Annotated in this window: 27 protein-coding genes and 2 other annotated features; of the genes, 23 read left to right on the forward strand and 4 right to left on the reverse strand. The window is 44.5% G+C overall.

Going from position 1 to position 25,574, the window contains the following annotated elements; translation table 11 throughout:
• Window positions 1-39 precede the first annotated feature (39 nt).
• The 8 genes from polA (at window position 40) to nrdR (ending at window position 8,117) form a co-directional block, all read left to right on the forward strand.
• Window positions 40-2,670 carry a DNA polymerase I gene (gene polA / locus FS736_RS11975; RefSeq protein WP_144477436.1) on the forward strand — a complete coding sequence of 877 codons (2,631 nt, stop codon included), beginning with the start codon at window positions 40-42 and terminating at the stop codon, window positions 2,668-2,670.
• A gap of 38 nt (window positions 2,671-2,708) precedes the next feature.
• Complete coding sequence (gene mutM / locus FS736_RS11980; RefSeq protein ID WP_144477439.1) at window positions 2,709-3,536, forward strand: DNA-formamidopyrimidine glycosylase; 828 nt, start codon at window positions 2,709-2,711, stop codon at window positions 3,534-3,536.
• A gap of 85 nt (window positions 3,537-3,621) precedes the next feature.
• On the forward strand, window positions 3,622-4,254 hold the full coding sequence (ytaF, locus tag FS736_RS11985; RefSeq protein WP_144477442.1) for a sporulation membrane protein YtaF: 633 nt from the start codon (window positions 3,622-3,624) through the stop codon (window positions 4,252-4,254).
• Window positions 4,255-4,279: 25 nt separating this feature from the next.
• Window positions 4,280-4,876, forward strand: a complete 597-nt coding sequence (gene coaE / locus FS736_RS11990; protein WP_144477445.1) for a dephospho-CoA kinase — start codon at window positions 4,280-4,282, stop codon at window positions 4,874-4,876.
• A 347-nt stretch (window positions 4,877-5,223) separates the two neighbouring features.
• Entirely contained in the window at window positions 5,224-6,255 is a 1,032-nt protein-coding gene (locus FS736_RS11995) for a glyceraldehyde-3-phosphate dehydrogenase (protein WP_144477457.1), read from the forward strand.
• Window positions 6,256-6,640: 385 nt separating this feature from the next.
• A complete protein-coding gene (gene speD / locus FS736_RS12000) occupies window positions 6,641-7,021 on the forward strand; it encodes an adenosylmethionine decarboxylase (protein ID WP_144477460.1) in 381 nt (126 codons plus the stop codon).
• Between the two features lie 105 nt (window positions 7,022-7,126).
• Window positions 7,127-7,531 carry a hypothetical protein gene (locus tag FS736_RS12005; RefSeq protein ID WP_144477463.1) on the forward strand — a complete coding sequence of 135 codons (405 nt, stop codon included), beginning with the start codon at window positions 7,127-7,129 and terminating at the stop codon, window positions 7,529-7,531.
• A 127-nt stretch (window positions 7,532-7,658) separates the two neighbouring features.
• Window positions 7,659-8,117: a transcriptional regulator NrdR gene (nrdR, locus tag FS736_RS12010; RefSeq protein WP_144477801.1), complete on the forward strand. Its 459-nt coding sequence runs from the start codon at window positions 7,659-7,661 to the stop codon at window positions 8,115-8,117.
• Window positions 8,118-8,193: 76 nt separating this feature from the next.
• Here nrdR and FS736_RS12015 read toward each other — a convergent pair whose 3' ends face one another.
• On the reverse strand, window positions 8,194-8,379 hold the full coding sequence (locus tag FS736_RS12015; protein WP_144477466.1) for a hypothetical protein: 186 nt from the start codon (window positions 8,377-8,379) through the stop codon (window positions 8,194-8,196).
• Window positions 8,380-8,542: 163 nt separating this feature from the next.
• Between FS736_RS12015 and FS736_RS12020 the strand changes: the two genes are divergently transcribed.
• From FS736_RS12020 to thrS, 5 genes are all read left to right on the forward strand, one after another.
• On the forward strand, window positions 8,543-9,958 hold the full coding sequence (locus FS736_RS12020; RefSeq protein WP_144477468.1) for a replication initiation and membrane attachment family protein: 1,416 nt from the start codon (window positions 8,543-8,545) through the stop codon (window positions 9,956-9,958).
• Window positions 9,959-9,963: 5 nt separating this feature from the next.
• Window positions 9,964-10,896 (forward strand): primosomal protein DnaI, encoded by a 933-nt coding sequence (dnaI, locus tag FS736_RS12025; protein ID WP_144477471.1) that lies wholly within the window; start codon window positions 9,964-9,966, stop codon window positions 10,894-10,896.
• Window positions 10,897-11,029: 133 nt separating this feature from the next.
• Window positions 11,030-11,905 carry a sporulation protein YtxC gene (ytxC, locus tag FS736_RS12030; protein ID WP_144477474.1) on the forward strand — a complete coding sequence of 292 codons (876 nt, stop codon included), beginning with the start codon at window positions 11,030-11,032 and terminating at the stop codon, window positions 11,903-11,905.
• A 75-nt stretch (window positions 11,906-11,980) separates the two neighbouring features.
• Window positions 11,981-12,334, forward strand: coding sequence for a hypothetical protein (locus FS736_RS12035; RefSeq protein ID WP_144477477.1), 354 nt, complete (start codon window positions 11,981-11,983; stop codon window positions 12,332-12,334).
• Entirely contained in the window at window positions 12,264-14,195 is a 1,932-nt protein-coding gene (thrS, locus tag FS736_RS12040) for a threonine--tRNA ligase (RefSeq protein WP_144477480.1), read from the forward strand. Before FS736_RS12035 ends, thrS begins: the two co-directional genes overlap by 71 nt.
• Window positions 14,196-14,602: 407 nt before the next feature.
• On the opposite strand, the gene FS736_RS12045 is transcribed toward thrS, so the two are convergent.
• Window positions 14,603-14,806 carry a hypothetical protein gene (locus FS736_RS12045; RefSeq protein WP_144477483.1) on the reverse strand — a complete coding sequence of 68 codons (204 nt, stop codon included), beginning with the start codon at window positions 14,804-14,806 and terminating at the stop codon, window positions 14,603-14,605.
• Between the two features lie 255 nt (window positions 14,807-15,061).
• Window positions 15,062-15,188: a sequence feature (ribosomal protein L20 leader region), on the forward strand.
• A 131-nt stretch (window positions 15,189-15,319) separates the two neighbouring features.
• Here FS736_RS12045 and infC point away from each other — a divergent pair.
• From infC to FS736_RS12070, 5 genes are all read left to right on the forward strand, one after another.
• Entirely contained in the window at window positions 15,320-15,823 is a 504-nt protein-coding gene (gene infC, locus FS736_RS12050) for a translation initiation factor IF-3 (RefSeq protein ID WP_144477486.1), read from the forward strand.
• Between the two features lie 16 nt (window positions 15,824-15,839).
• Window positions 15,840-16,040 carry a 50S ribosomal protein L35 gene (gene rpmI, locus FS736_RS12055; RefSeq protein WP_023627047.1) on the forward strand — a complete coding sequence of 67 codons (201 nt, stop codon included), beginning with the start codon at window positions 15,840-15,842 and terminating at the stop codon, window positions 16,038-16,040.
• 37 nt (window positions 16,041-16,077) lie between these two features.
• Entirely contained in the window at window positions 16,078-16,437 is a 360-nt protein-coding gene (gene rplT, locus FS736_RS12060) for a 50S ribosomal protein L20 (protein ID WP_102263819.1), read from the forward strand.
• A 386-nt stretch (window positions 16,438-16,823) separates the two neighbouring features.
• Window positions 16,824-17,099, forward strand: coding sequence for a DUF1294 domain-containing protein (locus FS736_RS12065; protein ID WP_313959720.1), 276 nt, complete (start codon window positions 16,824-16,826; stop codon window positions 17,097-17,099).
• A gap of 57 nt (window positions 17,100-17,156) precedes the next feature.
• Window positions 17,157-17,729, forward strand: a complete 573-nt coding sequence (locus FS736_RS12070) for a TVP38/TMEM64 family protein (protein WP_144477489.1) — start codon at window positions 17,157-17,159, stop codon at window positions 17,727-17,729.
• A 61-nt stretch (window positions 17,730-17,790) separates the two neighbouring features.
• Here the strand turns inward: FS736_RS12070 and FS736_RS12075 are convergent, their stop codons facing one another.
• The gene (locus tag FS736_RS12075) at window positions 17,791-18,189 is read right to left on the reverse strand and encodes a sigma-w pathway protein ysdB (RefSeq protein WP_144477492.1); all 399 of its coding nucleotides are present in this window, start codon (window positions 18,187-18,189) and stop codon (window positions 17,791-17,793) included.
• Between the two features lie 175 nt (window positions 18,190-18,364).
• Here FS736_RS12075 and FS736_RS12080 point away from each other — a divergent pair, with 175 nt between their 5' ends.
• Both FS736_RS12080 and FS736_RS12085 read left to right on the forward strand, forming a co-directional pair.
• The gene (locus FS736_RS12080; RefSeq protein WP_144477495.1) at window positions 18,365-18,856 is read left to right on the forward strand and encodes a dUTP diphosphatase; all 492 of its coding nucleotides are present in this window, start codon (window positions 18,365-18,367) and stop codon (window positions 18,854-18,856) included.
• A gap of 75 nt (window positions 18,857-18,931) precedes the next feature.
• Window positions 18,932-20,017, forward strand: coding sequence for a M42 family metallopeptidase (locus FS736_RS12085; RefSeq protein WP_144477498.1), 1,086 nt, complete (start codon window positions 18,932-18,934; stop codon window positions 20,015-20,017).
• A gap of 286 nt (window positions 20,018-20,303) precedes the next feature.
• Here the strand turns inward: FS736_RS12085 and sspI are convergent, their stop codons facing one another.
• Window positions 20,304-20,516 carry a small acid-soluble spore protein SspI gene (gene sspI / locus FS736_RS12090; RefSeq protein ID WP_144477501.1) on the reverse strand — a complete coding sequence of 71 codons (213 nt, stop codon included), beginning with the start codon at window positions 20,514-20,516 and terminating at the stop codon, window positions 20,304-20,306.
• Window positions 20,517-20,640: 124 nt separating this feature from the next.
• Between sspI and FS736_RS12095 the strand changes: the two genes are divergently transcribed.
• The 3 genes from FS736_RS12095 (at window position 20,641) to pheT (ending at window position 25,237) form a co-directional block, all read left to right on the forward strand.
• The gene (locus FS736_RS12095) at window positions 20,641-21,396 is read left to right on the forward strand and encodes a TrmH family RNA methyltransferase (protein WP_144477504.1); all 756 of its coding nucleotides are present in this window, start codon (window positions 20,641-20,643) and stop codon (window positions 21,394-21,396) included.
• A gap of 70 nt (window positions 21,397-21,466) precedes the next feature.
• Window positions 21,467-21,710: a binding site (T-box leader), on the forward strand.
• 55 nt (window positions 21,711-21,765) lie between these two features.
• On the forward strand, window positions 21,766-22,803 hold the full coding sequence (pheS, locus tag FS736_RS12100; protein WP_144477507.1) for a phenylalanine--tRNA ligase subunit alpha: 1,038 nt from the start codon (window positions 21,766-21,768) through the stop codon (window positions 22,801-22,803).
• Between the two features lie 19 nt (window positions 22,804-22,822).
• Window positions 22,823-25,237, forward strand: coding sequence for a phenylalanine--tRNA ligase subunit beta (gene pheT, locus FS736_RS12105; protein ID WP_144477510.1), 2,415 nt, complete (start codon window positions 22,823-22,825; stop codon window positions 25,235-25,237).
• Window positions 25,238-25,574 lie beyond the last annotated feature (337 nt).

The raw sequence follows: 25,574 nt of genomic DNA on the forward strand, positions 1-25,574 counted from the left end.
TTTTATATAAAATTCCCATGATACTGGAGGAGGAATGACATGTCCAAGAAGCTTGTATTGATCGACGGCAATAGTATCGCCTACCGCGCATTTTTCGCTTTGCCGCTGTTGAATAATGAAAAAGGGATACATACAAATGCAGTTTACGGTTTTACCATGATGCTGATGAAGATTCTCGAGGATGAAAAGCCTACTCATATTCTCGTTGCGTTCGATGCAGGAAAAACGACGTTCAGGCATAAAACATTCAGTGAATATAAAGGTGGCAGGCAAAAGACGCCGCCGGAGCTTTCCGAGCAATTCCCATTCATCCGTGAATTACTGACGGCTTACGGGATCGCCCAATATGAGCTGGAAAATTATGAAGCCGATGATATCATTGGTACATTAAGTTTGCTGGCCGAAAAAGACGGATTTGAAACGAAGGTCATATCGGGTGATAAGGACTTGACTCAGTTGAGCTCCGACAAAACGACTGTCAGCATCACCCGGAAGGGCATCACGGATATCGAGGAATACACCCCGGAACATATCCTGGAGAAATACGGGCTGACAGCACAACAAATCATCGATATGAAAGGGCTTATGGGGGATGCATCAGATAATATACCGGGAGTTCCTGGTGTAGGGGAAAAGACGGCTATCAAGCTGCTGAAAGAGCATGGCACGCTTGAAAAGCTGATTGAATCGATTGATCAGGTCAACGGGAAAAAACTCAAGGAAAAGCTTGAGGAATTCAAAGACCAGGCGATCATGAGCAAAGAACTTGCGACCATCACCCGTGAAGCTCCGGTGGGAATCGAGTTAAGCGAACTTGAATATGAAGGCGCAGAGAACGAGAAGCTGGTGAAGATGTTCAAGGAACTGGGATTCAACTCGTTATTGGACAAGCTTGGCGCGGAAGCAGTGACTGAAAATGTCGAGCTTGAAGACATTGAGTTCAAACAGCTCGAGGCAGTCGATCCAAACATTTTTGCGAAAGAAAACGGCTTTTATGTCGAGGTGCTTGAGGATAACTATCACTATGCAGATATCATCGGTTTTGCGGTCGTGAATGAAAACGGGCACTATTATCTGCCTGTGCAAACCGCTTTGGAGTCTGAAGAGTTCAAAAAATGGGCAGAAGATGAGTCCAGCAAAAAGACAGTCTATGATGCGAAACGTTCCGAGGTTTCCTTGCGCCATCACGGAATCCATCTGAAAGGCGCCGAATTCGATGTGTCACTAGCATCCTATATCATCAATCCTTCCGAATCGCCGGACGACCTGGCTGCCATAGCCAGGCAGCATGGCTTCATAAGCGTACAGTCTGATGATGCGGTCTATGGAAAAGGCGCCAGACGGAAGATCCCGGATGAAACAATACTAGGGGAACACCTGGTGCGCAAAGCAGATGTTCTGGTGTCCATAAAGGAAAAGCTTGAGCAGGAACTGTGGGATAATGACCAGCATGATTTGTTCAGCAGCCTGGAAATGCCATTGTCACTGGTGCTGGCGGATATGGAATACCTTGGCGTCAAGCTTGATATGGTCCGCCTTGAAAACATGGGCGAAGAAATCAAAGGGCGTCTTGCTGAAATCGAAATGAAGATTTTCGAAATGGCAGGAGAACAATTCAATATCAATTCACCGAAGCAATTAGGTGTCATTCTGTTCGAAAAACTGGGTCTTCCTGCTGCCAAAAAGACGAAGACCGGTTATTCAACTTCAGCAGACGTACTGGAAAAATTGGCGCCTAAGCATAAAATCATCGAAGAAATCCTAAATTATCGCCAGCTTGGCAAGCTGCAATCAACCTATATTGAGGGGCTGCAAAAGGTTGTAAATAAGGAAACCGAAAAAGTCCATACAAGGTTCAACCAGGCCCTCACCGCTACAGGGAGGCTCAGTTCAACGGACCCTAACCTGCAGAATATTCCGATTCGACTTGAAGAAGGCCGGAAAATCAGGCAGGCATTCGTTCCTTCAGAGAAAGACTGGGTGATTTTTGCGGCTGACTATTCGCAAATTGAATTGCGTGTCCTTGCCCATATAGCCGGGGACGAAAAACTGATCGATGCATTCCGCCATGACATGGATATTCATACTAAGACAGCGATGGAAGTTTTCCATGTCGGAAAAGATGAGGTCACTTCAAATATGCGCCGCCATGCGAAAGCGGTAAACTTCGGGATTGTTTACGGAATCAGCGATTATGGTTTATCCCAGAGCCTGAACATCACGAGGAAGGAAGCCGGAGAATTCATCGAACGCTATCTTGAGAGCTACCCTGGGGTAAAAGACTATATGGATGAAATCGTGATAGATGCGAAGGCGAAAGGGTATGTCCAGACATTGTTGCACCGACGCAGGTATATACCGGAAATCACTGCGCGCAACTTCAACCTGAGAAGTTTTGCGGAACGGACAGCGATGAATACGCCTATACAGGGAAGCGCTGCTGATATCATCAAAAAAGCGATGATCGATATGGCTGAAAGGCTGCGTGAAGAAGGCTTGAAGACTAGGCTGCTCCTCCAGGTGCACGATGAATTGATTTTCGAGGCGCCGCAGGATGAAATTGAGCAGCTGAAGAAAATAGTCCCGGATGTCATGGAAAATGCAATCGAATTAAAGGTTCCTTTGAAGGTGGACTTCTCATACGGTCCAACCTGGTATGATGCGAAGTAAAGGAAAGACAAGAGAGAAAAAAAGAAAGGCGGGATAGGATGCCTGAGCTTCCAGAAGTAGAAACCGTCAGGGGCACGCTTGAGGTACTTGCAGTTGGCAAAAAAATTAGCCAGGTGTCGGTTTTTTGGCCCAAGATGATCAAAAAGCCGAGTGAAGTTGAGCAATTTAATGATGCCCTACGCGGTCAGACAATCAGTGAAATCGGCAGGAGAGGCAAATTCCTGATATTTTATACAGATGACTATGCGCTTGTCTCCCATCTTAGAATGGAAGGGAAATACGGTTTGTTCAGCGCAGATGAACCTGTTGAAAAACATACCCATGTCATTTTTCATTTTACCGATGGGAAAGAATTGCGCTATAAGGATGTCCGCAAATTTGGGACAATGCACCTTTACGCCAAAGGGACGGAATTCGATTCGCAGCCGCTCGCTGATTTGGGACCTGAGCCATTTTCAGGAGACTTCTCAGTAGAATGGCTTTCGGAAAAGCTTAAAAGGACCAACCGGAAAATAAAGTCTGCACTGCTTGATCAAAAGATCCTTGTCGGTCTCGGGAATATTTATGTCGATGAGGCGCTTTTCCGGGCGAAAATCCACCCGGAACGAATTGCGAACTCATTGTCTCGGGAGGAAGAAGCTGTCCTCTACCGGGAAATTGTCAGTACTCTCTCTGAGGCTGTAGAGAAGGGCGGCAGCACAATACGATCCTATGTAAATTCACAGGGGCAGATCGGCATGTTCCAGCTACAGCTGCTGGTGTATGGCCGAAAAAATGAACCATGCAAGGTGTGTGGCACACCACTGGAAAAAACAGTCGTCGGAGGACGGGGTACCCACTTCTGTCCAACATGCCAAAAACTGTGAACATATAATCGCCTGTTGATTTTCTCACCATATCTAGGCTCCTTCCATATACTAACGTAGCGATTGACAGGAAGGAGCTCAGTTTATGGCACAAATAATCTCCCTGCTTTTACTTGCATTCGCTGTCAGTCTTGACAGTTTCAGTGTAGGGTTAACGTATGGATTGCGGAAAATGAAAATCCCGGTTAAATCGATTGCTGTTATTGCGGTCTGTTCAGCGGCCGTTCTGATGGCTGCCATGATGATCGGACATTTTCTTGAGAGCTTTTTTTCACCTGAATTGGCAGAGACAATTGGTGGCACTGTCTTGATAGTATTGGGCGGATGGGTGTTATTCCAGTTTTTTCGCAATGACCAGTCAGAGATGCTCTGTCATGAAAAAATCATCCTGAATTTTGAGATTAAATCACTTGGCATTGTTATCAATATTTTGAAGAAGCCGATGTCGGCAGACTTTGACCGATCGGGTACAATCAATGGAATCGAAGCCGTCATGCTCGGTCTCGCCCTGTCTCTTGATGCATTCGGAGCCGGGATCGGTGCTGCCTTATTGGGCTTTTCGCCCGGCTATCTGGCTTTGACGGTTGCCTGTATGAGTTCATTTTTCGTCTATGCCGGCATGAGAATGGGCAGCTATTTTTCAGAGAGGAGCTGGCTGCAGAAGTTCTCATTCGTACCTGGAATCTTATTGATCATAATTGGACTGCTCAAGCTTTAGCGGTCTGTTTGAAAGGATAAAACAAATGTCATTAATCATTGGATTAACCGGAAGTATAGCGAGCGGGAAAAGCACGGTATCGGCCATGTTCACTGAGCTTGGCATCACTGTGATCGATGCTGATATCGAAGCGAGGCTTGCTGTTGAGCCAGGAGAAAAAGCATACAATGATATTGTCAGCCATTTTGGCACAGAAGTTTTAGAAGAAGATGGCACTATCAATCGCCCTGCCTTAGGGTCGATCATTTTTAACAATGAGGAAAAAAGGTTGCTGCTCAACTCAATCGTCCATCCCGCCGTACGTGAGAGGATGGCCATGAAAAGGCAGCAAGCTGAAGCTGCCAATGAAAAAGCAGTGGTCCTGGACATACCATTGCTGTTTGAAAGCAAGCTCACAGGCCTGGTCGAAAAGATCATCGTTGTCTACGTGGATGAGAAGACCCAACTGGAGAGGCTGATGTCCAGGAATGGTTTCTCCGAAGATGAAGCACTTTCAAGGATCAAGTCGCAGATGCCTTTGAAGGATAAAGTGGATTTGGCAGATGAAGTCATCGACAACACAGGAACAATTGAGCAATCAAGGCAGCAATTGAAGAAAATCCTGAATAAATGGGGAATCTAAAGAGCCGAATAGGCTCTTTTTTCTTTTGCCGTTAACCTGGTTATTGCCATATTACTAAAAGCCCTTCTGGTCAGTACACCTTCCGCTATGGCCGAGCTTCCGGTTATACCCCTGTTACAGCCCAAATAAATACCTGTTGGCTCAATATCATCTTTGTTTCAGGATTTTTAATCTTCGTTTCAATAAAATCCACTCAAGAAATACTTGTCTTTACTGATAATTATTATCAGAATTATTTTAAATTTTAAATGTGTGCAATTATATATCACAAATAATTTTTAATATGTTATACTAATACCATAACAAAGGGTTATTAAGTATAACACTAATTCGGAAGGGGCCGTACAATGAAGGCGAGAATAGCGATAAACGGTTTTGGGAGAATTGGCAGAATGGTATTCAGAAGAGCCATTCTTGAGGAAAATCTTGAGGTTGTAGCGATTAATGCGAGCTATCCGGCTGAAACACTGGCGCATTTGATTAAATATGATTCAACCCATGGTCAATTTGCAGGTGAGATTATCCCTGCTGATGATCACCTAGTAGTCAATGGGAAAACTGTCAAACTTTTGAGCAATCGCAATCCTGCTGAGCTTCCGTGGAAAGAAATGCAGGTTGATATTGTCATAGAGGCCACAGGAAAGTTCAACTCACGTGACAAGGCTGCACTTCATCTGGAAGCAGGCGCAAAGAAGGTCATTATAACAGCACCGGGCACAAATGAAGATATTACGATTGTGATGGGCGTAAATGAAAGCGCATTAAAAATTGAAGAACATGACATCATTTCCAATGCTTCATGCACAACGAACTGCCTGGCACCTGTCGCAAAAATTCTGGATGATACTTTCGGAATTGAAAACGGATTGATGACAACTGTTCATGCCTATACAAATGACCAAAATAATATCGATAATCCGCACAAGGATTTGCGCAGGGCGCGTTCTTGCGGCCAATCAATCATCCCTACTTCAACAGGGGCGGCAAAGGCGCTTTCCCTTGTTCTTCCGCAGTTGAAAGGAAAGCTTCACGGCATGTCATTAAGGGTGCCGACGCCAAACGTTTCACTTGTAGACCTGGTTGTTGACTTGAAGCGAGAGGTAACTGTGGATGAGGTGAACGATGCGTTCTATTCTGCCGCAAAAGGAAAGCTTAAGGGTATACTGGATATTACAACAGATCCACTTGTATCCATCGATTTCAACACAAATGAGCACTCAGCGATCATTGATGGACTGTCTACAATGGTCATTGGCGCCAACAAAGTCAAGGTACTTGCGTGGTATGACAATGAATGGGGATACTCAAGCAGGGTGGTAGACCTGGTAAAACATGTTGCCGAGGCAATGTCTGCTTCAACAGCCGTGAAAGTTGGATAATTAGAATAGTCATTAAACAAGCCTGCCGCTCCCGGCAGGCTTGTTTAATGACGCTTTCGTTTTGTATCAGATTACCGTCTTCCCTCTTCAGAAAAACCTCTTTAATCTTACAAAGGTAATCAATCGATTCCCGGGGATATCCTTAAAATAGCTATCTAAAAACCTTTTGATATAGCAAGCTGAAATTCATTGAAAAAATTTTATTTTCATGTGTTGCAAAAAAAATATAAACAAAGTATACTAGTCATCGTGAACTTCTTAATAACGGTACCAATTGGCTACTTAAAGGGTTAGGACCTCTCTGGACTAACTTTCCCCCGTGGTAGTTAAGATACCATTGAAACTAGGAATTTCATTCTAATATTGTTAGAGGGGGAAATTGAATATGGAAACAATGGGTCGTCATGTAATTTCTGAACTTTGGGGTTGCGATTTTGAAAAATTGAATGATATGAACTTTATTGAACAAACTTTCGTTTCAGCAGCGCTGAAATCTGGTGCTGAAATCCGCGAAGTGGCTTTCCACAAATTCGCACCACAGGGTGTAAGCGGAGTTGTCATTATCTCTGAATCTCATTTAACTATTCACAGCTTCCCGGAGCACGGGTACGCCAGCATTGATGTTTACACTTGCGGCGATCTCGATCCTAATATTGCAGCTGACTATATTGCTGAAGCTCTTAGCGCTCAAACACGTGAGAATATCGAAATCCCACGCGGCATGGGTCCAGTGCATGTGAAACAGGCACAAGCGAAGGCTCTATAATTGAAAATATGAAAAATTACAAGGGGTGTAGTGATACACCTCTTTTTATTTTGTGCCAAAATTAAGGTAAACTGTAAATAGAAATAATCTGCAGGAGGATTTTTGATGTCTTTTTTGAAATCCATAACAGGAAGATACGAGAAATTCAGCGGGACGAGCGAAAATAACAGCGATGAACAATTGCGGACCCATTACTATAAAGCAAATTTTAATCTGGTATTCCAATCAGTCGAGGATCTGCTTAAAGCTGACCCTGCAGCCCGGATCACAAGTGTATCAAAGGAACATGGAGAAATCTCAGCTGAGCTAAACGGCAGGGTCAGGAGTTTTTTAACCGCGACTGTCATTACGACAAAGCCCTTTGAGACAGCGGTCGATTTACATATCTCCACGGAAAAGTTTTCTTTGGCAGGAATCAATCCTGCATTGAGACAAGAAGTAATCAAGGTATATGAAAAATTGGATAGAACACTTACGTTCATCGGTTCAGGTAAATATGGGAATCAATAGTTCCTCTTGTCCCATCAGCTTCTTTTTTATAAGATAATAGTAAGGATAATGCTTATGGACGTATTGGTGGATAAAGCGAATGGTCCTTCGCTCATTCTATATTTCAAAATATTCGGAGCTGATCGAGATGAAATGTCCAACTTGCCAAAATAACTCTACCCGGGTTCTTGATTCAAGACCGGTTGACGATAGCCGATCAATTCGACGCAGACGTGAATGTGAAGCTTGCGGATTTCGCTTTACCACTTTTGAGAAAGTTGAAGAAATCCCATTGATTGTTGTAAAAAAAGAAGGTACTCGCGAGGAGTTCAATCGGGAGAAACTCCTTCGCGGTTTGCTGAAAGCGTGTGAAAAAAGACCGGTCGCCCTAAAAGAGCTTGAGGATCTGGTCTCCGAGGTGGAAAAAGAATTGCGAAGCCATGGAGTATCCGAAGTCAAGAGCGAAGCAGTGGGCGAGATGGTGATGGACAGGCTGGCTAAGATCGATGAAGTCGCCTATGTCCGTTTCGCCTCTGTTTACCGGCAGTTCAAGGATATCAATGTATTCATCGATGAATTAAAAGAGTTATTGAAGAAAGAACAATGATAAAGCTGGGGTCCAGACCAATGAAGTATATTTACCAGGGCGCTTGCGCTTTATAAATTTTCACTTAGAGAATTGTCTAGCTCCAGCGCCTAGCCCCTCGAGACGTTTGTCTAGTGTCGCCTCCTAGAAACTCCGAAACTTCAACTCCGCCGGCAGAAGCAAAAAGCGCTTCTTTGTCGGAGTCTCCAGTTTCTGCGTTTCTGGGCAGTCGGCTATACTTTTCGATTTCGGTCCTGTCAATGAAGTCAAAGAGCGACTTCACTGCCAGGCCCTCCAACGCTTGTCGGGGCTGATCAGGCGCTTACGCTTTTCCATGAGGGAGCTGAAGGAAACTTCGGCTCTTTTTAAGGCGCGCGTGAACGATTTGATTTTCCGCATAGTGGTATTGTTATAGTTTTTAACCGGACAGAGTGGAGGGGAATAGGATGGCTCAGCATTGGCAGGAGACTTTGCCTGTAGACCAATATATTGTTGCATCCGGCGGCCTGCTGCATGATTATGATCGCAAGGTGCTCACCTTTTTGTACCAGCCGTTGATTGGGCCAGCTTGTTTGAGCCTTTATATGACCTTATGGGCCGAACTTGAAGAGAATCGGCTATGGTCACAGTCTGGTACCCATCATAACCTGATGACAATCATGGATATGAATTTGAAGGAGATTTATCACGCCCGCCAGAAGCTTGAGGGGATGGGTTTGCTGAAGACATATGTCAAAAATAGTGAAGATGGCCGTTCATTCATTTATGAATTACAGCCGCCGTTGACTCCTGAACAATTTTTCCTGGATGGCATGCTGAATGTCTATCTGTATCGAAAAATCGGAAAGAATCAGTTTTTGAGGCTTAAACGGTTTTTCAGTGACAAGCTGCCCGAGGCAGAGGAGGGATATTCTGAAATTACCAGGGCTTTTCAGGATGTGTTCCTGTCTGTTCCTCCTCAAGCACTCATGCATAATAGTGATTCAGCTGCCGACCTTGGAGAGGATGAAGCACAATCCTTCATCGGCAGGAGGGAGTCTGACAAAATACAGATTGACCCTTCGGAATTTAATTTCGATCTGTTATTGGGAGGTCTTCAGGATTCTTTGATCCCCAAAAAAGCTTTTACAACGAAGGTCAAAGAAGCGGTCAGCAATCTCGCCTTCCTTTATGGAATTGATGCGTTGAAGATGAAGAATATCGTCTTGAGTGCCGTAACAGCTGATAATGAAATCGATATCGAGGAGCTGAGAAAGGCGGCCCGGGACTGGTACCAATTTGAATACCAGGACCAGTTGCCGGCACTCTTGGACCGGACCCAGCCTCTTCAGCACAAAGCTGGAATCGAGAAGCCAAAAACAAAAGAAGAGGAATTGGTTCTCTATTTTGAAAAAACATCACCGAGGCAGCTGCTGATCGACTTATCAGGAGGTGCCGAGCCTTCAAAATCCGACCTGCAGATCATTGAAGAAGTGATGTTCAAACAAAAGCTGCTTCCGGGTGTCGTGAATGTTTTGGTGCAATATGTTATGATCAAAACGGATATGAAGCTGGCAAAAGGCTATATTGAGAAAATCGCCAGCCACTGGTCGAGGAAAAAAATCTCGACTGTAAGGGATGCCATGGAGCTGGCGAAAAGTGAGCACAGGCAATACCTCGATTGGGCAGAAGGAAAGAAAACGACCGCTGCGTCAGGAAAACGGAAACCTGTCCGCAAGGAAGTCTTGCCGGACTGGTTTGAGAAAAAGAGCGAGAATGGATCGGACCAACAGCAAAATTCTGCGGCTGGAGAGGATCCTGACTTTGAAATAGAAAAGAAAAAGCTTGAAGAAGAGCTGAAAAAATTCAAATCCGGGAGGTGATTCAGTTGCAAAACATAAATGAAACGCTGAAGAAGCTTGCTAATAACCAAAACTTCCAGGAACGATATGAAACACTTAAAAGACAGGTCATGCAGGATCAGCGTATAAAGGAATTCCTGGATGAGAATGCGGACTATATAACCAGGGAAATGCTTGACGGCAGCATGTCCAAGCTGTATGAGTTTTCCACCCAGAGCAAGGACTGTGATAAATGCGAAAGTCTCGCAGCCTGCAAGAATATGATCAAAGGCTATGAACCACAGCTTTTCATCAAAGGGAATTACATTGATGTCAAATATGACCGCTGTAAAAAGAAGGTCATGTACGATGAGCAGCAAAAGAACGCCCGGCTGATTAACAGCATATATGTGCCGAAGGAAATCCTGAAAGCTTCATTCGGGGATATTGAGCTTGATGACGCGGGGAGATTCAAGGCCATAAAAATGGCGAAGGATTTTGTTGAGAATTATGAATCCGGCCAGAAACAAAAAGGTTTGTTCCTTCATGGCCCGTTCGGAACGGGTAAGTCATACCTGCTTGGCGCCATTGCGAATGAATTGGCACAGAAGCAGGTCAGTTCCTTGATCGTATATGTTCCGGAGTTTTTCAGGGAAATGAAGAATGCAATCGGGGATCATTCGGTCAACGACAAGCTGGAGGCAATCAAAAAATCTGATGTCCTGATGCTCGATGATATCGGAGCGGAAACGATGAGCAGCTGGGCGAGGGATGAAATCCTTGGAACAATCCTGCAATTCCGCATGCTTGAGAACCTTCCAACCTTCTTTACTTCCAACTTCGACCTTAGCGGGCTTGAACACCATCTGACCCACAGCCAGCGGGGAGAAGAGGAACAGCTGAAGGCAGCGAGGATCATGGAACGGATCAAGTATCTTGCACGGCCGGTTAAAGTAGAAGGAAAGAATCGAAGAGTATAGCAATAGGCTGCAGCGAAACAGGCTGCAGCCTATTTTTTTGCGCTTTAATCATCCAGCGGCGATATGGATACTTCTAAATTGTCCAAGTCCCCCATATATATAATCAGGGATTATTTAAAAAGGGGGGATATGGTTGATTGAAATCATCTTCCAAAAAAAGCAGGATGCCTGGAATTTATACCATCACTTAGTCGCCAGGCTTGCTTCGTTGCAGGAAAAGAATTCAATTCTTCTTAATGAAGATCAAAATAGAGTCCTGATTCCAGAAGATTTTTTTATGAAAGAAAAAATACCGGGACTGAAGAAATGTGTATATGATTTTATTCTTAAGCTGAAACGGGATGACTGGTTAAGAAACATCCTTGCAGAATCTTTTTATTACACGGAAAGTGAAGAGCAGGATCAAATCCTTGATATCATTTACTCTGTCATGGAAGGGAACCGAAAGGATCTGGCACCTTTTATGGAGGGTGCCGAAGAACCAGGGATCGTTAAAAAAGCAATCAATGAAATACTTGATGAGAGAGTCTCATTTTCATTCGATTCCTTTGTCGTATTCAGGCTAAAATCATATTTTGAGCAGCTTTCGAATTGGGCAGAGGTCGCAATCGATGAGTATAAAATGGAACAGGAGTATCAGGTGTTCCTTCATACATTGAGAAGTTTTCTGAAAGGCAGAAAACCGCAAATGCCATATTTGTACTTGGTCATCGAAGAAAACATGACATTTTTTAATCAAGAGTTCACGGAAATGAAGCGGAGCGAGCTGTTTAAAACGATTGACCGGAGGCTGCTTGTCAATCACCCGGTCTACGTCGATTCCGGAACGATTGCGCCGCTCCTGTCGATCGCGCCACAGACGATTTTCCTGTATACCGATGATTCGCACCAGCCATTAGTGCGGACCATTATCAACCTTTTTGAAGAGCGGGTCAAGATTAAGCCAATTTCCGTTTTCGAAGAGGAAAGATTGGATTTTTTCAATGAGGACCATGAAAATATACGATAGCCCACTTGATTTTCAAAACATTACAAACTATAATTACGTACATACTGAACCAATAGTAAATGTAATGATGAGGATATGGGCATTCTTGAAAGGTTTGCAGAGAGGGAAGGCACGGCTGAAAACTTCCTAACACTAAAGAAACGCTTACCACCTCTGAACTCCAGCTGTGAACGCCTGCAAGGCAAGTATTGGCTGGCGGCAGAAGCCGTTATCGCAACCAGAGCCATTCCTGCGTTATTTATGCGCAAGAGTGGGAATTGGGTGGAACCACGTGTGATCAAACTCGTCCCTGTTTCAGGGACGGGTTTTTTTATTTTTTGCGCAAATATGCGCCACATTTCAAAAGGAGGAAAAGCCAATGGCAGACATGTTGAAAATATCGTTTCCAGACGGAGCAGTGAAGGAGTTTCCTGCAGGCACAACAACTGAAGACATTGCCGGTTCAATCAGCCCGGGCCTTAAGAAAAAAGCCATTGCCGGTATGGTGAATGGAAAGCCGTATGATTTCAGGAGACCAATCGAGGAAGATGCTTCAATTGAAATCATCACTCCGGAACACCCGGAAGCACTTGAAATCCTGCGCCACAGTACAGCTCACTTAATGGCACAGGCAGTCAAACGCCTGTATAAAGATGTGAACCTCGGAGTAGGACCGGTGATTGAAGGCGGATTCTACTATGATATCGATATGGAGCATTCCCTTTCACCGGAAGATTTGCCGGAAATTGAAAAGGAAATGAAGAAAATCATCAATGAGAACATAGAGATTGTCCGTAAAGAGGTAAGTCGTGAGGAGGCTGTCAAATTCTTCAAGGAGCTTGGTGACCCATATAAGCTTGAATTGATTGAAGCAATTCCGGCCGATGAAAAAGTCACTCTTTATGAACAGGGCGATTTTGTAGACCTTTGCCGCGGAGTCCATGTTCCATCAACTGGCAAGCTGAAAGAATTCAAATTGCTGAGCATTGCCGGTGCCTACTGGCGCGGCGACAGCGACAACAAGATGCTGCAGCGTATTTACGGAACAGCATTTTTCAAAAAGGAAGACCTGAAAGAGCACTTAAGACTGCTTGAAGAAGCGAAGGAACGCGACCACCGCAAGCTTGGCAAAGAGCTTAGCCTGTTTACAAACTCGCAGAAGGTTGGACAGGGTCTTCCGCTTTGGCTTCCGAAAGGCGCGACGATCCGCCGCATCATTGAGCGCTATATTGTCGATAAAGAAGTCAGCCTCGGCTATGACCATGTTTACACTCCGGTAATGGGAAGTGTCGAGCTTTATAAAACTTCCGGCCACTGGGACCACTATCAGGACGATATGTTCCCGGTGATGGATATGGATAATGAACAGTTAGTATTAAGACCGATGAACTGCCCTCATCACATGATGGTGTACAAAAACAGCATCCATAGCTACAGGGAGCTTCCGATCAGGATTGCCGAGCTTGGAACAATGCATCGGTACGAAATGTCAGGTGCATTGGCTGGCCTGCAGCGTGTCCGCGGAATGACATTGAATGATGCTCACATTTTCGTCCGCCCTGACCAGATCAAGGAAGAATTCAAACGTGTTGTCCAGCTAGTGCTTGAAGTCTATAAAGATTTTGACATGAATGATTATTCGTTCCGTCTTTCTTACCGTGATCCTGAAGACAAAGAAAAATACTTCGATGACGACCAAATGTGGGAAAAGGCACAGGCAATGTTAAAAGAAGCGATGGATGAAATAGGACTCGACTATTTCGAGGCAGAAGGCGAAGCGGCATTCTACGGTCCGAAGCTTGATGTCCAGGTCAAAACTGCGCTTGGCAAAGAGGAGACACTGTCAACTGTACAGCTCGACTTCTTGCTACCTGAACGCTTCGACCTGACTTATATCGGTGAAGACGGCAAGCATCACCGTCCGGTTGTCATCCACCGCGGCGTAGTATCGACTATGGAACGTTTTGTAGCCTTCCTGATCGAAGAATACAAAGGAGCGTTCCCTACATGGCTGGCTCCAGTCCAGGCGCAAATCATCCCGGTTTCACCTGCAGTCCACTATGACTATGCCAGGGAAATCCAGGATAAGCTGAAAGCAGAAGGCTTCCGTGTCGAAATTGACGGCCGTGACGAAAAAATCGGCTACAAAATCCGTGAAGCGCAAATGCAGAAAATCCCTTACATGCTGGTTGTCGGTGACAATGAAGTTGCAGACAAAGCAGTCAATGTCCGTAAATACGGCGAACAGAATTCAGAAACTATCTCCTTCGATGAGTTCCTTGAATCATTCAGGAAAGAAGCGAAGAAATAAGAAAAGCGGAGGGCGCCTTGATCAGCCCCGACAAGCGCTGGAGGGCCGCTCAGTGAAGTCGTTCTTTGACTTCATTGGGCGGACCGAATTCGAAAAGTATAGCCGACTGCCCAGAAACGCAGAAACTGGAGACTCCGACAAAGAAGCGCTTTTTGCTTCTGCCGGCGGAGTTGAAGTTTCGGAGTTTCTAGGAGGCGACACTAGACAATTCGAAAAGCGGAGGCGACTGCCCAACTCCGACAAGCGTTGGAGGGCCTGACAGTGAAGTCGTTCTTTGACTTCATTGGCAGGACCGAAACGTCTCGAGGAGTTAGGAGCCGCAGCTAGCCAAGCGTCTCAAGGGGCTAGGCGCTGGAGCTGGACAAAAAAATAAGAGGGGCCAACTGGCTCCTCTTATTTTTATGGGATTATTCAATAGGTTTGGAACAGGTGGGACATAGATTTTTTGTATAGCTGCGCTGGATTCTTTCACCGCAATTCCGGCAGGATTTTATATTAACAGGCGTGTTATCAATATCATTTGAAAAACCATAGCCAGTCCTGAAAAACTTCAATGCAGTACCAGCGAGCAGTCCAGTGACCACACCGGTAATGATAATTGCGATCAGCATTTGTACACCAGCTTTCTTGTATAATTCTACCAATCATTATAGCAAGAAAGAAGCAATTAGGCAGTGACAAATTAACGTATTGTTATGATCCTTCGACATATTTTTTTTCGGATAAATTTAATTTCGCCTGAAAAAAGTATTGCAGCCTTAAATCCTATCTGATACAATACTTTTTGTTGCAGTTAACGAAAAGTGATTCGTTTGACACATCAATTTCTTTATGCTATATTAGCAAGAGTGAACTGAATACAAGTTTTAGGAAAGAAGAAGCACCCGCTTCTCACCTGGCTGACGCAATAATGCTGTTGGCAGGTAATACGTAAACGTCTAATTATTTTGTTTCCGTAAGTGTGGGTGTCGTCGCCTGCACTTTTTTTATTGCAAAATAAAAATGGACCATATCGTATGTCATTGTGTGAGCAAGATAAAGGCTTTGTCCTTTCAATGTACTTCTTCTCCTTGACAATGTATTCGATAAAACCCTGGAGGTGGCTAATTATTAGCAAAGATGCGATGTTATTAAACGAGGGAATTCGTGCTCGCGAAATTCGTCTGATCGATCAAAACGGCGAGCAATTAGGAATCAAATCCAAAGCTGAGGCTCTTGAGATCGCAGCGCGCGTCAATCTTGATCTTGTGCTTGTTGCTCCGAACGCGAAGCCTCCTGTAGGCCGAATCATGGACTACGGAAAATTCAAGTTCGAACAGCAAAAGAAAGAGAAAGAAGCACGTAAGAACCAAAAAATCATCACAACTAAAGAAGTCCGTCTTAGCCCGACAATTGATGAGCATGACTTCAACACGAAGTTGCGCAATGCCATCAAGTTCCTGGAAAAAGGCGATAAAGTTAAAGCATCAATCCGTTTTAAAGGCCGTGCTATCACTCACAAGGAAATCGGTCAGCGTGTTCTTGATCGCTTCTCTGAAGCTTGCAAAGATGTAGCGACAATCGAATCACATCCAAAGATGGATGGCCGAAGCATGTTCTTGGTACTAGCACCTAAAACTGAAAAGTAACGAGGAGGAAGTCCCTATGCCAAAAATGAAAACACACCGCGGCACTGCCAAGCGTTTCAAGAAAACTGGAACTGGCAAGCTTAAGCGTTCACACGCTTACACTAGCCACTTATTTGCTAACAAATCTACAAAAGCTAAGCGTAAGCTTCGCAAATCTGCAATTGTTTCAAAAGGCGATTTCAAACGTATTCGTCACATGCTTGACAACATTAAGTAAACTCGAGGAATCTCGATTTATATAGGAGGGAAATTACATGCCACGTGTAAAAGGCGGTACAGTTACGCGCAAGCGTCGTAAAAAAGTCATCAAATTAGCAAAAGGTTATTTCGGTTCTAAACATACATTATACAAAGTTGCTAACCAGCAGGTTATGAAATCCCTAATGTATGCATTCCGCGACCGTCGCCAGAAGAAGCGCGACTTCCGCAAACTTTGGATTGCTCGTATCAACGCAGCAGCTCGCATGAACGGCCTTTCTTACAGCCGTATGATGCACGGCCTTAAGCTTGCAGGTATCGAAGTAAACCGCAAGATGCTTGCTGAACTAGCAGTAAGCGATGCAGCAGCATTCGCTCAATTGGCTGAAACAGCTAAGCAACAGTTCAACAAGTAATTAAACGATAAGATGAACCATTCTCATATTGAGGATGGTTTTTTCTTTTTAGATACATAAGCATTCGCGTATTTTTATCTGACAAGTGGAAGCGAAGTTTTGGGGAAAATGTCCGATAGAGAGGCTCTAATGGACAAACAGAAGCGAAGTCGTATGGAAAGTGTCCGATAGAAGGGCTTTAATGGACAAACAGAAGTGGAAGCACGAGAAAACTGTCCGATATAGGAGGTCTAAAGGACAAACAGAAGTCGAAACACGAGAAAAATATCCGATAGGCGGCCTCTAACGGAAAAACAGAAATGGAGTCTCGTGGAAAATGTCCGATACAGATGGATGGCGCGTTATAATGAAGCAGTACTAACATCATTTTAAGAGGACGTGAAGACGTGGAAATCTGGATATTGGCTGGTCTGATCATCGTAATGAGTCTTGCTGGCTTTTTGATTATGGGCATGGATAAAAAGCGGGCAAAAAACCATGATTATCGAATCAGCGAAAGAACGTTATGGACCATAGCTTTGCTTGGAGGGGCAATCGGGGCCACTGCAGGCATGAATCATTTCAGGCATAAGACGAAGCATGTGCAGTTCAAGTATGGCTTGCCGGTGCTGGCTGTTTTAGAGATTGGTATTTTTATATATTTATTTATGCTGTTGGCATAACAGCTTGGTTGATTCTATATGCTAGTAGCAACAGAGATTCGCAGGCAGGTGACATAAATGGATGATGCGTGGTCGATGCTGCTGATTATTGTGGAATCTGGAAGCTGGTTTGCACCAGTTTTGTTTGTATTTCTTCATGTTTTCCGTCAGTTTATACTCATTCCGCCTGCAGTTGTCTGCGTCGCGGGCGGTCTGCTTTTTGGGGTGGTTCCGGGAATCATCTATTCAATGCTTGGTTTGACGGGGGCCAGTATATTATTCTATTTCTTGATGGAAAAAATTCCGGACACCATGCAAAAGTTAAGCAGGTTGAAAAAGCGTCTGATGGGGCGATTCAGGGATCTGACCGTACTGCAGGTTGCGTTGCTGAGACTGATCCCGCTGATTCATTATCAGCTACTGAGCTTTTGCCTTTATGAGCGGAAAAAAGAGTTTAAGGAATTTATGATGGCATCTTTTTTAGCGAACATTCCATTCGTAATCTTTTTTACCATATTCGGGGAGCGCATTGGACGTTTTGATGCGCTTGCGGGCAGCTTTGTGGTTATTTGCCTGTTGCTGCTCACCTATCTGTTCAGAGAAAAGAGTACCCTCATTAAATGGCGGGAGTTTTTCGATACGACACCTTGAAGTAGGAATTTATGCACAAAGGAAAAGCGCCCGACTCATGTTCGGACGCTTTTATATTTGATTATTCCTCATCCTGTTCATGATTAGCCATAAATTCCTTGATCGGGCTTTTCCAGTCGATTTTGGCGACAGGATAGTTCTCGCGGATTTTTCGTTCGATGAATTGGAAGTCTTCAAGCACGAGTCCCTTCAAGGCAGACGTTTTTTTAGGCCAAATGAAAATGGAAACGACCTCAAACGCAGACGGAGTCGTACCTAAATACTTTTCACCCTCGAACAAAACACCCTTATAAGTGATCAAGAAGTTTTTGCGGACATTGTCCGGGTCATCCAGTAAAAAGAAGCGCTTCTGCTCATGAGCAAGCTCAAGCTTCCGTTTCGGGTGGAATAAATACTTTACCCCGCTGTATATCAGGAAAATGAATAATAGCAAGAAAATAAGACGTAAAAGCAGAATCATGACTGCCCCTCCAATGCGAACTTTCCTTATTTACGGATGAGATTCCAAATAGTTTCAACAAATTTATAATTAATATATACTTTTTATTGCAGAGCTGTGTTGTTAAAAGGAGAAAACCTGAATGGCGGAATCCAGAAGCCTGCTTTTAGTGATAATAAAACGATGGAGCTGAATCATGAATACAATAACACTATTTAAAATGCAAAAAGCACTCGACAGTCATATTGAAACGCAGCACAAGTTAGAGAATGATGATTTAATTGACAGAAAGGTCCTGGCGCTGCTTGTTGAAATCGGGGAACTTGCTAATGAGACAAGGTGCTTCAAGTTTTGGAGTGTGAAACCTTCATCTGAAAAGGATGTAATCCTTGAGGAATTTGTGGATGGAGTACACTTCATCCTGTCACTGGGAATTGAGTGCGGTTATGAAGATATTGAATACATTACCCCAGACAGACCAACGGTGACAGACACAAGCAACCAGTTCCTTGCAGTATATGAGTCGGTACAAAAATTCAGGGACAGCCGCAGCAAGGAAGACTATGTCCGACTTTTTGAAAGTTACATGAGACTTGCGGAACTGCTTGACTTGCACGAAGATCAAATTGAACAGGCATATATTCAAAAAAATGAAGTAAATTATGATAGGCAGCGAAAAGGGTATTAGGCAGAATTTTTTGTACATTGCACCTCTTGTCTAGTATAATAGGTTTCGGAAATACATATTAAGGGAGTCGAAATAATGGCTAAATTAGATGAAACATTAACAATGCTAAAAGATTTGACCGATGCCAAAGGCATTCCCGGCAATGAGCGTGAGCCAAGGGAAGTAATGAAGAAATACATAACTCCATTTGCTGATGAGGTAACAACAGATGGCCTGGGAAGCTTGATTGCGAAGAAGGTTGGAGATGCAAACGGCCCTAAAATCATGGTAGCTGGCCACCTTGATGAAGTAGGATTCATGGTGACAAGCATCGATGACAAAGGATTCATCCGCTTCCAGACAGTCGGCGGCTGGTGGAGCCAGGTTATGCTTGCACAACGTGTGACAATCGTAACCCGCAAAGGTGAAATAACTGGGGTGATCGGTTCTAAACCGCCACATATCCTTCCTGCTGAAGCTCGTAAAAAGCCTGTTGATATCAAGGATATGTTCATTGATATCGGTGCATCAAGCCGTGATGAAGCGAAGGAATGGGGAGTCACTCCTGGCGACATGGTCGTTCCTTACTTCGAATTCACAGTTATGAACAACGAAAAGATGCTGCTTGCAAAAGCATGGGATAACCGCATTGGTTGTGCGATCGCCATCGATGTCCTAAAAGGTCTAAAAGATGCTGAGCATCCAAACGTTGTCTATGGCGTAGGAACCGTTCAAGAAGAAGTTGGTCTTCGCGGAGCGAAAACATCTGCCCAATCAATCGAGCCTGATATCGGTTTTGGTGTCGATGTAGGTATTGCCGGCGACACTCCAGGTGTTACTGAAAAAGAAGCTCTAAGCAAAATGGGTGACGGTCCGCAAATCATCATTTATGATGCATCAATGGTGTCACACAAAGGCCTTCGTGATTTTGTAACGGATTTGGCAGACGAGCTGAACATTCCATACCAGTTTGACGCAGTAGCTGGCGGCGGCACAGACTCAGGTGCGATCCACCTTACACACCGCGGTGTACCTGCGCTGTCCATCACAATCGCGACACGCTACATTCATTCACACGCAGCGATGCTTCACCGTGATGACTACGAGAACGCAGTTAAATTGATCATTGAAGTCATCAAACGACTTGATAAAGAAACAGTTGAAAAACTTACTTTTGAATAAAAAATGAGATTTAGTTGTCCAGAAAATGTTTTCTGGACAATTTTTTTTGCCTATAAACGAAAGTTCTCTTTCATCACTACATTTTGGACCGGTATTTACTCCTGAGTTAGGGAAAGTCACTACGCAAATGACTATATTCTCTACGGAATTAATAATAATCTCTACAAAAACAGCCAGAATCTCTACGGAAATAACCTTATTCTCTGCTTTTTCCATAAAATAGAAAACGAGATGTTTACTTTATAAAAAAAGAACCCCTCAAACATTAAGGAGTCCTTCCAAAAAACTATTTCCCTTTTAAGCCTGATTCCAGAGCATCCAGCATTTCCTGCTTTTCTTGTTCAGAAGCATTCTGCCAGATGACTTCGAACAGCACTCCAAGTCCAGGAAGCATTTTTTCCTCGCCGTTCTGGATGGCATCGACGATTGTATCTTTAAGCTCGTCTTGCGTATTTCCTGCTACATTTGAAATAACAGCGTTTCTAAGGTTAAGGTTCATCTTTGCTCAAACTCCTTTCAAATTTCCATTGCTGGTTATAGCTTTAACAATTTTGGTTTTATTATGTATCCGTTTTGAGCTATAATAGTAAAATTGAACAAGCCATAATAAAGGAGAGCCAGAATTGAAGTACATTCAATCTGATAAAAATCCGCAAGTTAAACAGTGGAAGAAATTGCTTACGCGCAAGGAACGCGATAAGACCGGCATGTTCCTTGTTGAGGGCTTCCATTTAGTTGAAGAAGCACTATCGAAAAAAGAAGATGTTGAAGAGATTATTTTAAGCGAAAAAACGGAGTTGCCTTCCAGCCTGGATTACGGTTCCATTCCTGTTACGGTGGTAACGGATGAAATCAGCAGGCAGCTTGCTGACACTGAGACAACTCAGGGCATATTTGCTATATGCCGACAGCCAAAGAACCCGCAAACAAATGGAAAAACCTATTTACTTATTGATTCTGTCCAGGATCCGGGCAACCTTGGGACGATGATCCGCACGGCTGATGCTGCAGGGATTGATGCAGTCATTGTTGGGAAGGGCAGTGTCGATATGTATAATCCGAAGGTATTGCGCTCTGCGCAGGGAAGTCACTTCCATTTGCCGGTTATAAGTGGAGACCTTTCAGAATGGATTTCTGAACTTCAGTCTGAAAACATCCCAGTCTTTGGAACGGCTCTAGAAAATGGAGTTGTTTTTACAGAGGCTGAAAATAATGATGCCTTCGCCCTGCTCGTTGGAAATGAAGGAAGCGGCGTTAATAAAGAGTTGCTGGATAAAACAACGCAAAATCTTTATATCCCAATCTACGGCCAGAGCGAATCGCTGAATGTCGCAGTCGCAGCAGGTATCCTGCTATATTATTTGAAAACAGCAAAATAGGCTCGTTTTTTCATAAAACCATTTGATACTGCGGAAAGAATATACTATAATTAACAGCAAAATTAATATTTCAAAAACGATGACGGAGAAAAGTAGCTTGAAGATGGCCATTCAGGGAGAAAATGCCGGTGACTGGAAGCATTTTTATGGAACAGACAAGCGAAGTTCACCTCCAGAGTTGGCATCGGGACCGCTTTTTAGCGTAAAGATGCATCGGCACAAGCCGTTATCTCAATGAAGCGAACACGTAATACATAACTGTATTGCCTGTTAAAAAGGGTGGTACCGCGATAACCATGAACCTCGTCCCTTTATCCGGGATGAGGTCTTTTTGTGTTCAAAAAAGAGAAAATGAAGGAGGATTTACCAATGCAGGATCGGTTAAAAGAACTGCAGGCTGAGGCGCTTGAAAAAGTGGCCGCAGCTGCTGACCTAAAGGAATTGAATGATATTCGCGTTTCCTATCTTGGAAAAAAAGGTCCAATCACAGAAGTCTTGAAAGGGATGGGCAAGTTATCGGCTGAGGAAAGACCGAAGATGGGTGCCCTGGCCAACGAAGTCCGCGATGCGATTTCCGGCCAGATCGAAGTAAAGCAAAAGGATCTTGAGGAAGCAGCCGTCCAAAAGCAATTGGCAGCTGAAGAAATCGATATTACTCTTCCAGGAAGACCTGTTAAGACGGGCAGCCATCATCCGCTGACAAGCATCATCGAGGAAATCGAAGATCTTTTCATCGGCATGGGCTATACAGTTGAAGAAGGACCTGAAGTCGAAAAAGACTACTATAACTTTGAAGCGCTGAACCTTCCGAAAGGACATCCGGCACGTGACATGCAGGATTCCTTCTACATCACCGAAGAAACATTGATGCGCACACATACATCTCCTGTCCAGGCAAGGACGATGGAAAAACACCAGGGCAAGGGTCCTGTAAAAATCATCTGCCCAGGGAAAGTGTATCGCCGCGATAACGACGATGCAACTCACTCCCACCAGTTCATGCAGATTGAAGGCCTTGTCGTCGATGAGAATGTCAGAATGAGCGATCTGAAAGGAACGCTTGAAGTTTTTGCGAAGAAAATGTTCGGCGAAGACCGAGAAATCCGTCTGCGTCCAAGTTTCTTCCCTTTCACTGAGCCATCTGTCGAAATGGATATCTCTTGTAAAATTTGCGGCGGCTCAGGCTGCAGCGTATGTAAAGGAACTGGCTGGATCGAAATCCTTGGAGCAGGGATGGTCCATCCTAATGTACTTGAAATGGCTGGATACGATTCAAAGAAATACACTGGATTCGCGTTTGGTATGGGGCCTGAGCGTATTGCGATGCTCAAGTATGGCGTCGATGATATCCGTCATTTCTACACGAACGATGTCCGCTTCTTGAAGCAATTTTCGGTTGAAGAATAAGGATTAGGAGGGTAAAACCATGTTGGTATCATATAAATGGCTGCAGGAATATATCGATTTGGAAGGCGTATCTGCTGAAGAGCTTGCCGAAAAAATCACCAAAAGCGGCATCGAAGTAGAAGGCGTAGAAAAATTGAATGAAGGCTTGAAGGGCGTCGTTGTCGGGCATGTTCTTGAATGCGAGAAGCATCCAAATGCTGAAAAACTGAACAAGACACTTGTTGACATCGGTACAGGTGAACCGGTACAAATCATCTGCGGCGCACCGAATGTCGGCAAAGGCCAAAAAGTGGCGGTTGCAACGGTTGGTGCTGTTCTGCCGGGCAACTTCAAAATTAAAAAAGCAAAACTTCGCGGAGAAGAATCCCACGGGATGATTTGCTCACTTCAGGAACTTGGCATTGAAGGCAAGCTTGCGCCGAAAGAGTATGCAGAAGGAATCTACAATTTCACTCCTGAGACAGAAATCGGCCAGGACGCTCTTGAAGTCTTAAACAGGGATGATGAAATCCTTGAGCTTGGTCTGACGCCAAACCGTGCTGATGCGATGAGTATGCTTGGTGTTGCATACGAAGTTGGAGCCATCCTTGGAGAAGAAGTTAAGCTGCCAAATCCACAGCCTGAAACTTCATCAGAACAAGCAAGTAACTATATCAATGTGACAGTGGATGCAAAAGAAGATAATCCTCTATACGTTGCGAAAGTAATCAAGAATGTCAAAGTCGGTCCATCTCCAGTTTGGCTGCAAACAAGGCTGATGGCTGCAGGCATCCGTCCACACAATAACGTAGTTGATATCACAAACTTCATTTTATTGGAGTACGGACAGCCGCTACACGCATTCGATTACGATAAATTGGGCTCAAAAGAAATCCTTGTGCGCCGTGCGAAGGATGGCGAAGTGATTGAAACGCTTGATGATGTAAAACGTATGTTGACTCCGGACCACCTGGTCATCACAAACGGTACTGAGCCAGTAGCTCTTGCAGGTGTCATGGGCGGAGCGAATTCAGAGGTCAGCAGTGACACAACGACTGTCATGTTAGAGTCCGCTTATTTCACAGGAGGAGCGATCCGCAAAGCTTCAAAAGACCATGGCTTGCGCAGCGAAGCAAGCTCTCGCTATGAAAAAGGTGTGGATCCTGAGAGAGTCCGTCCTGCTGCAGAACGTGCTGCTGAACTAATGATCGAGCTTGCCGGCGGTGAAGTACTAGGCGGAGTTGTCGAAGCTGATGCTTTGGAGGTTAAGCCTGCAGTTGTTTCAACCACTCTTGGAAAAATCAATAAAGTTCTCGGTACAGAACTTGAAATGAAGCAGGTCGAAGAAATTTTTGCCCGACTGAAGTTCGAAACTTCCGTCGACAATGAGACAATCACGGTGACTGTGCCGACGCGCCGCGGCGACATCACCATCGAGGAAGATTTAATCGAAGAGGTAGGCCGTCTGTATGGCTATGACAATCTGCCGACTACTCTTCCTATAGGTCCATCCACACCTGGGCATCTTTCTGAATACCAGAAAAAACGCCGTGTGGTCCGCCGTTTCATGGAAGGAGCAGGCTTGTATCAGGCAGTCACTTATTCACTTACAAGCGCTGAAAAAGCAACACAGTATGCGTTGGACCAGCGCGAACCGGTTGAACTGGCAATGCCGATGAGTGAAGACCGAAGCCTTCTACGCCTGAGCATCGTGCCTCAGCTGCTGGAAGTGTTGAAATACAATAATGCTCGCCAGATTGATAGTGTCGCTGTTTATGAAACAGGAGCAGTCTTCCTGAAGAACAGCAATGACGAGCTGCCTGAAGAGCGAGAGCACCTGGCTGCCGCGATCACTGGCCTGTGGGAAAGCCATCCATGGCAGGGCGAGAAGAAGCCTGTTGATTTCTTTGTTCTCAAAGGAATCGTTGAAGGTTTGTTTGCCAAGATTGGCCTAGAGAGCCAGCTTGGATTCCAGAAGGCTGAGCTTGATGGATTGCACCCAGGACGTACGGGTGAAATCTTGTTGAACGATAAAGTGATCGGCTTTATCGGCCAGGTTCACCCAACCATGCAAAAATCACTCGACCTGAAAGAAACATATGTTTTTGAATTGTCGCTTAAAGCTCTGTTGGAAGCTGAAACGGCACCGCTTCAATACACAGCAATCCCGCGCTACCCATCGATCACAAGGGATATTGCCCTTGTTGTTGACAAAGGGACGGCAGCCGGTGACCTGGAGAAGATCATCACCGAAGCTGGCGGATCACTTTTAAAAGAAGTAAATGTTTTCGATCTTTACGAAGGTGAAAAAATGGAGCAAGGCAAGAAGTCACTTGCGTTCTCCTTGAAATACTTTGATCCAGAAAAGACACTGACAGATGAAGACATTGCAAAAGCACACAATAAAGTCCTTGCTGCACTTGAAGAAAAAGCTGGAGCAGTATTAAGAGGATAAATGTTAAAAAGGCAGCCCACGGGCTGCCTTTTTATTATGGGATTCTGAGGGAGAATCGCGAAAATATAATCCAATGACCAGGTGGAAATCTTGGTGAATAGCTAATCAACCGAGAAAATCAACGTGATTACAGTCAATCATAGCGTTTGAACTCTGCTAGCGATGGGATTCCGCGATCCAGCTAGGGATTCCCGCGAAACTTGATACTAATTCCGTGAAAATCCAGCATAATTCCGCGTACTGGAAAAAACAGCTCATTTTTTCCAGTTTCCAGGTCAACACCCGAGTGATTTTCCAATTACCAGGTCAACACCCGAGCAAAAAATTCCAGCTTTCG

It is taken from the genome of Cytobacillus oceanisediminis 2691 (genome assembly GCF_007678455.1).
Lineage (GTDB): Bacteria > Bacillota > Bacilli > Bacillales > Cytobacillaceae > Mesobacillus > Mesobacillus oceanisediminis_A.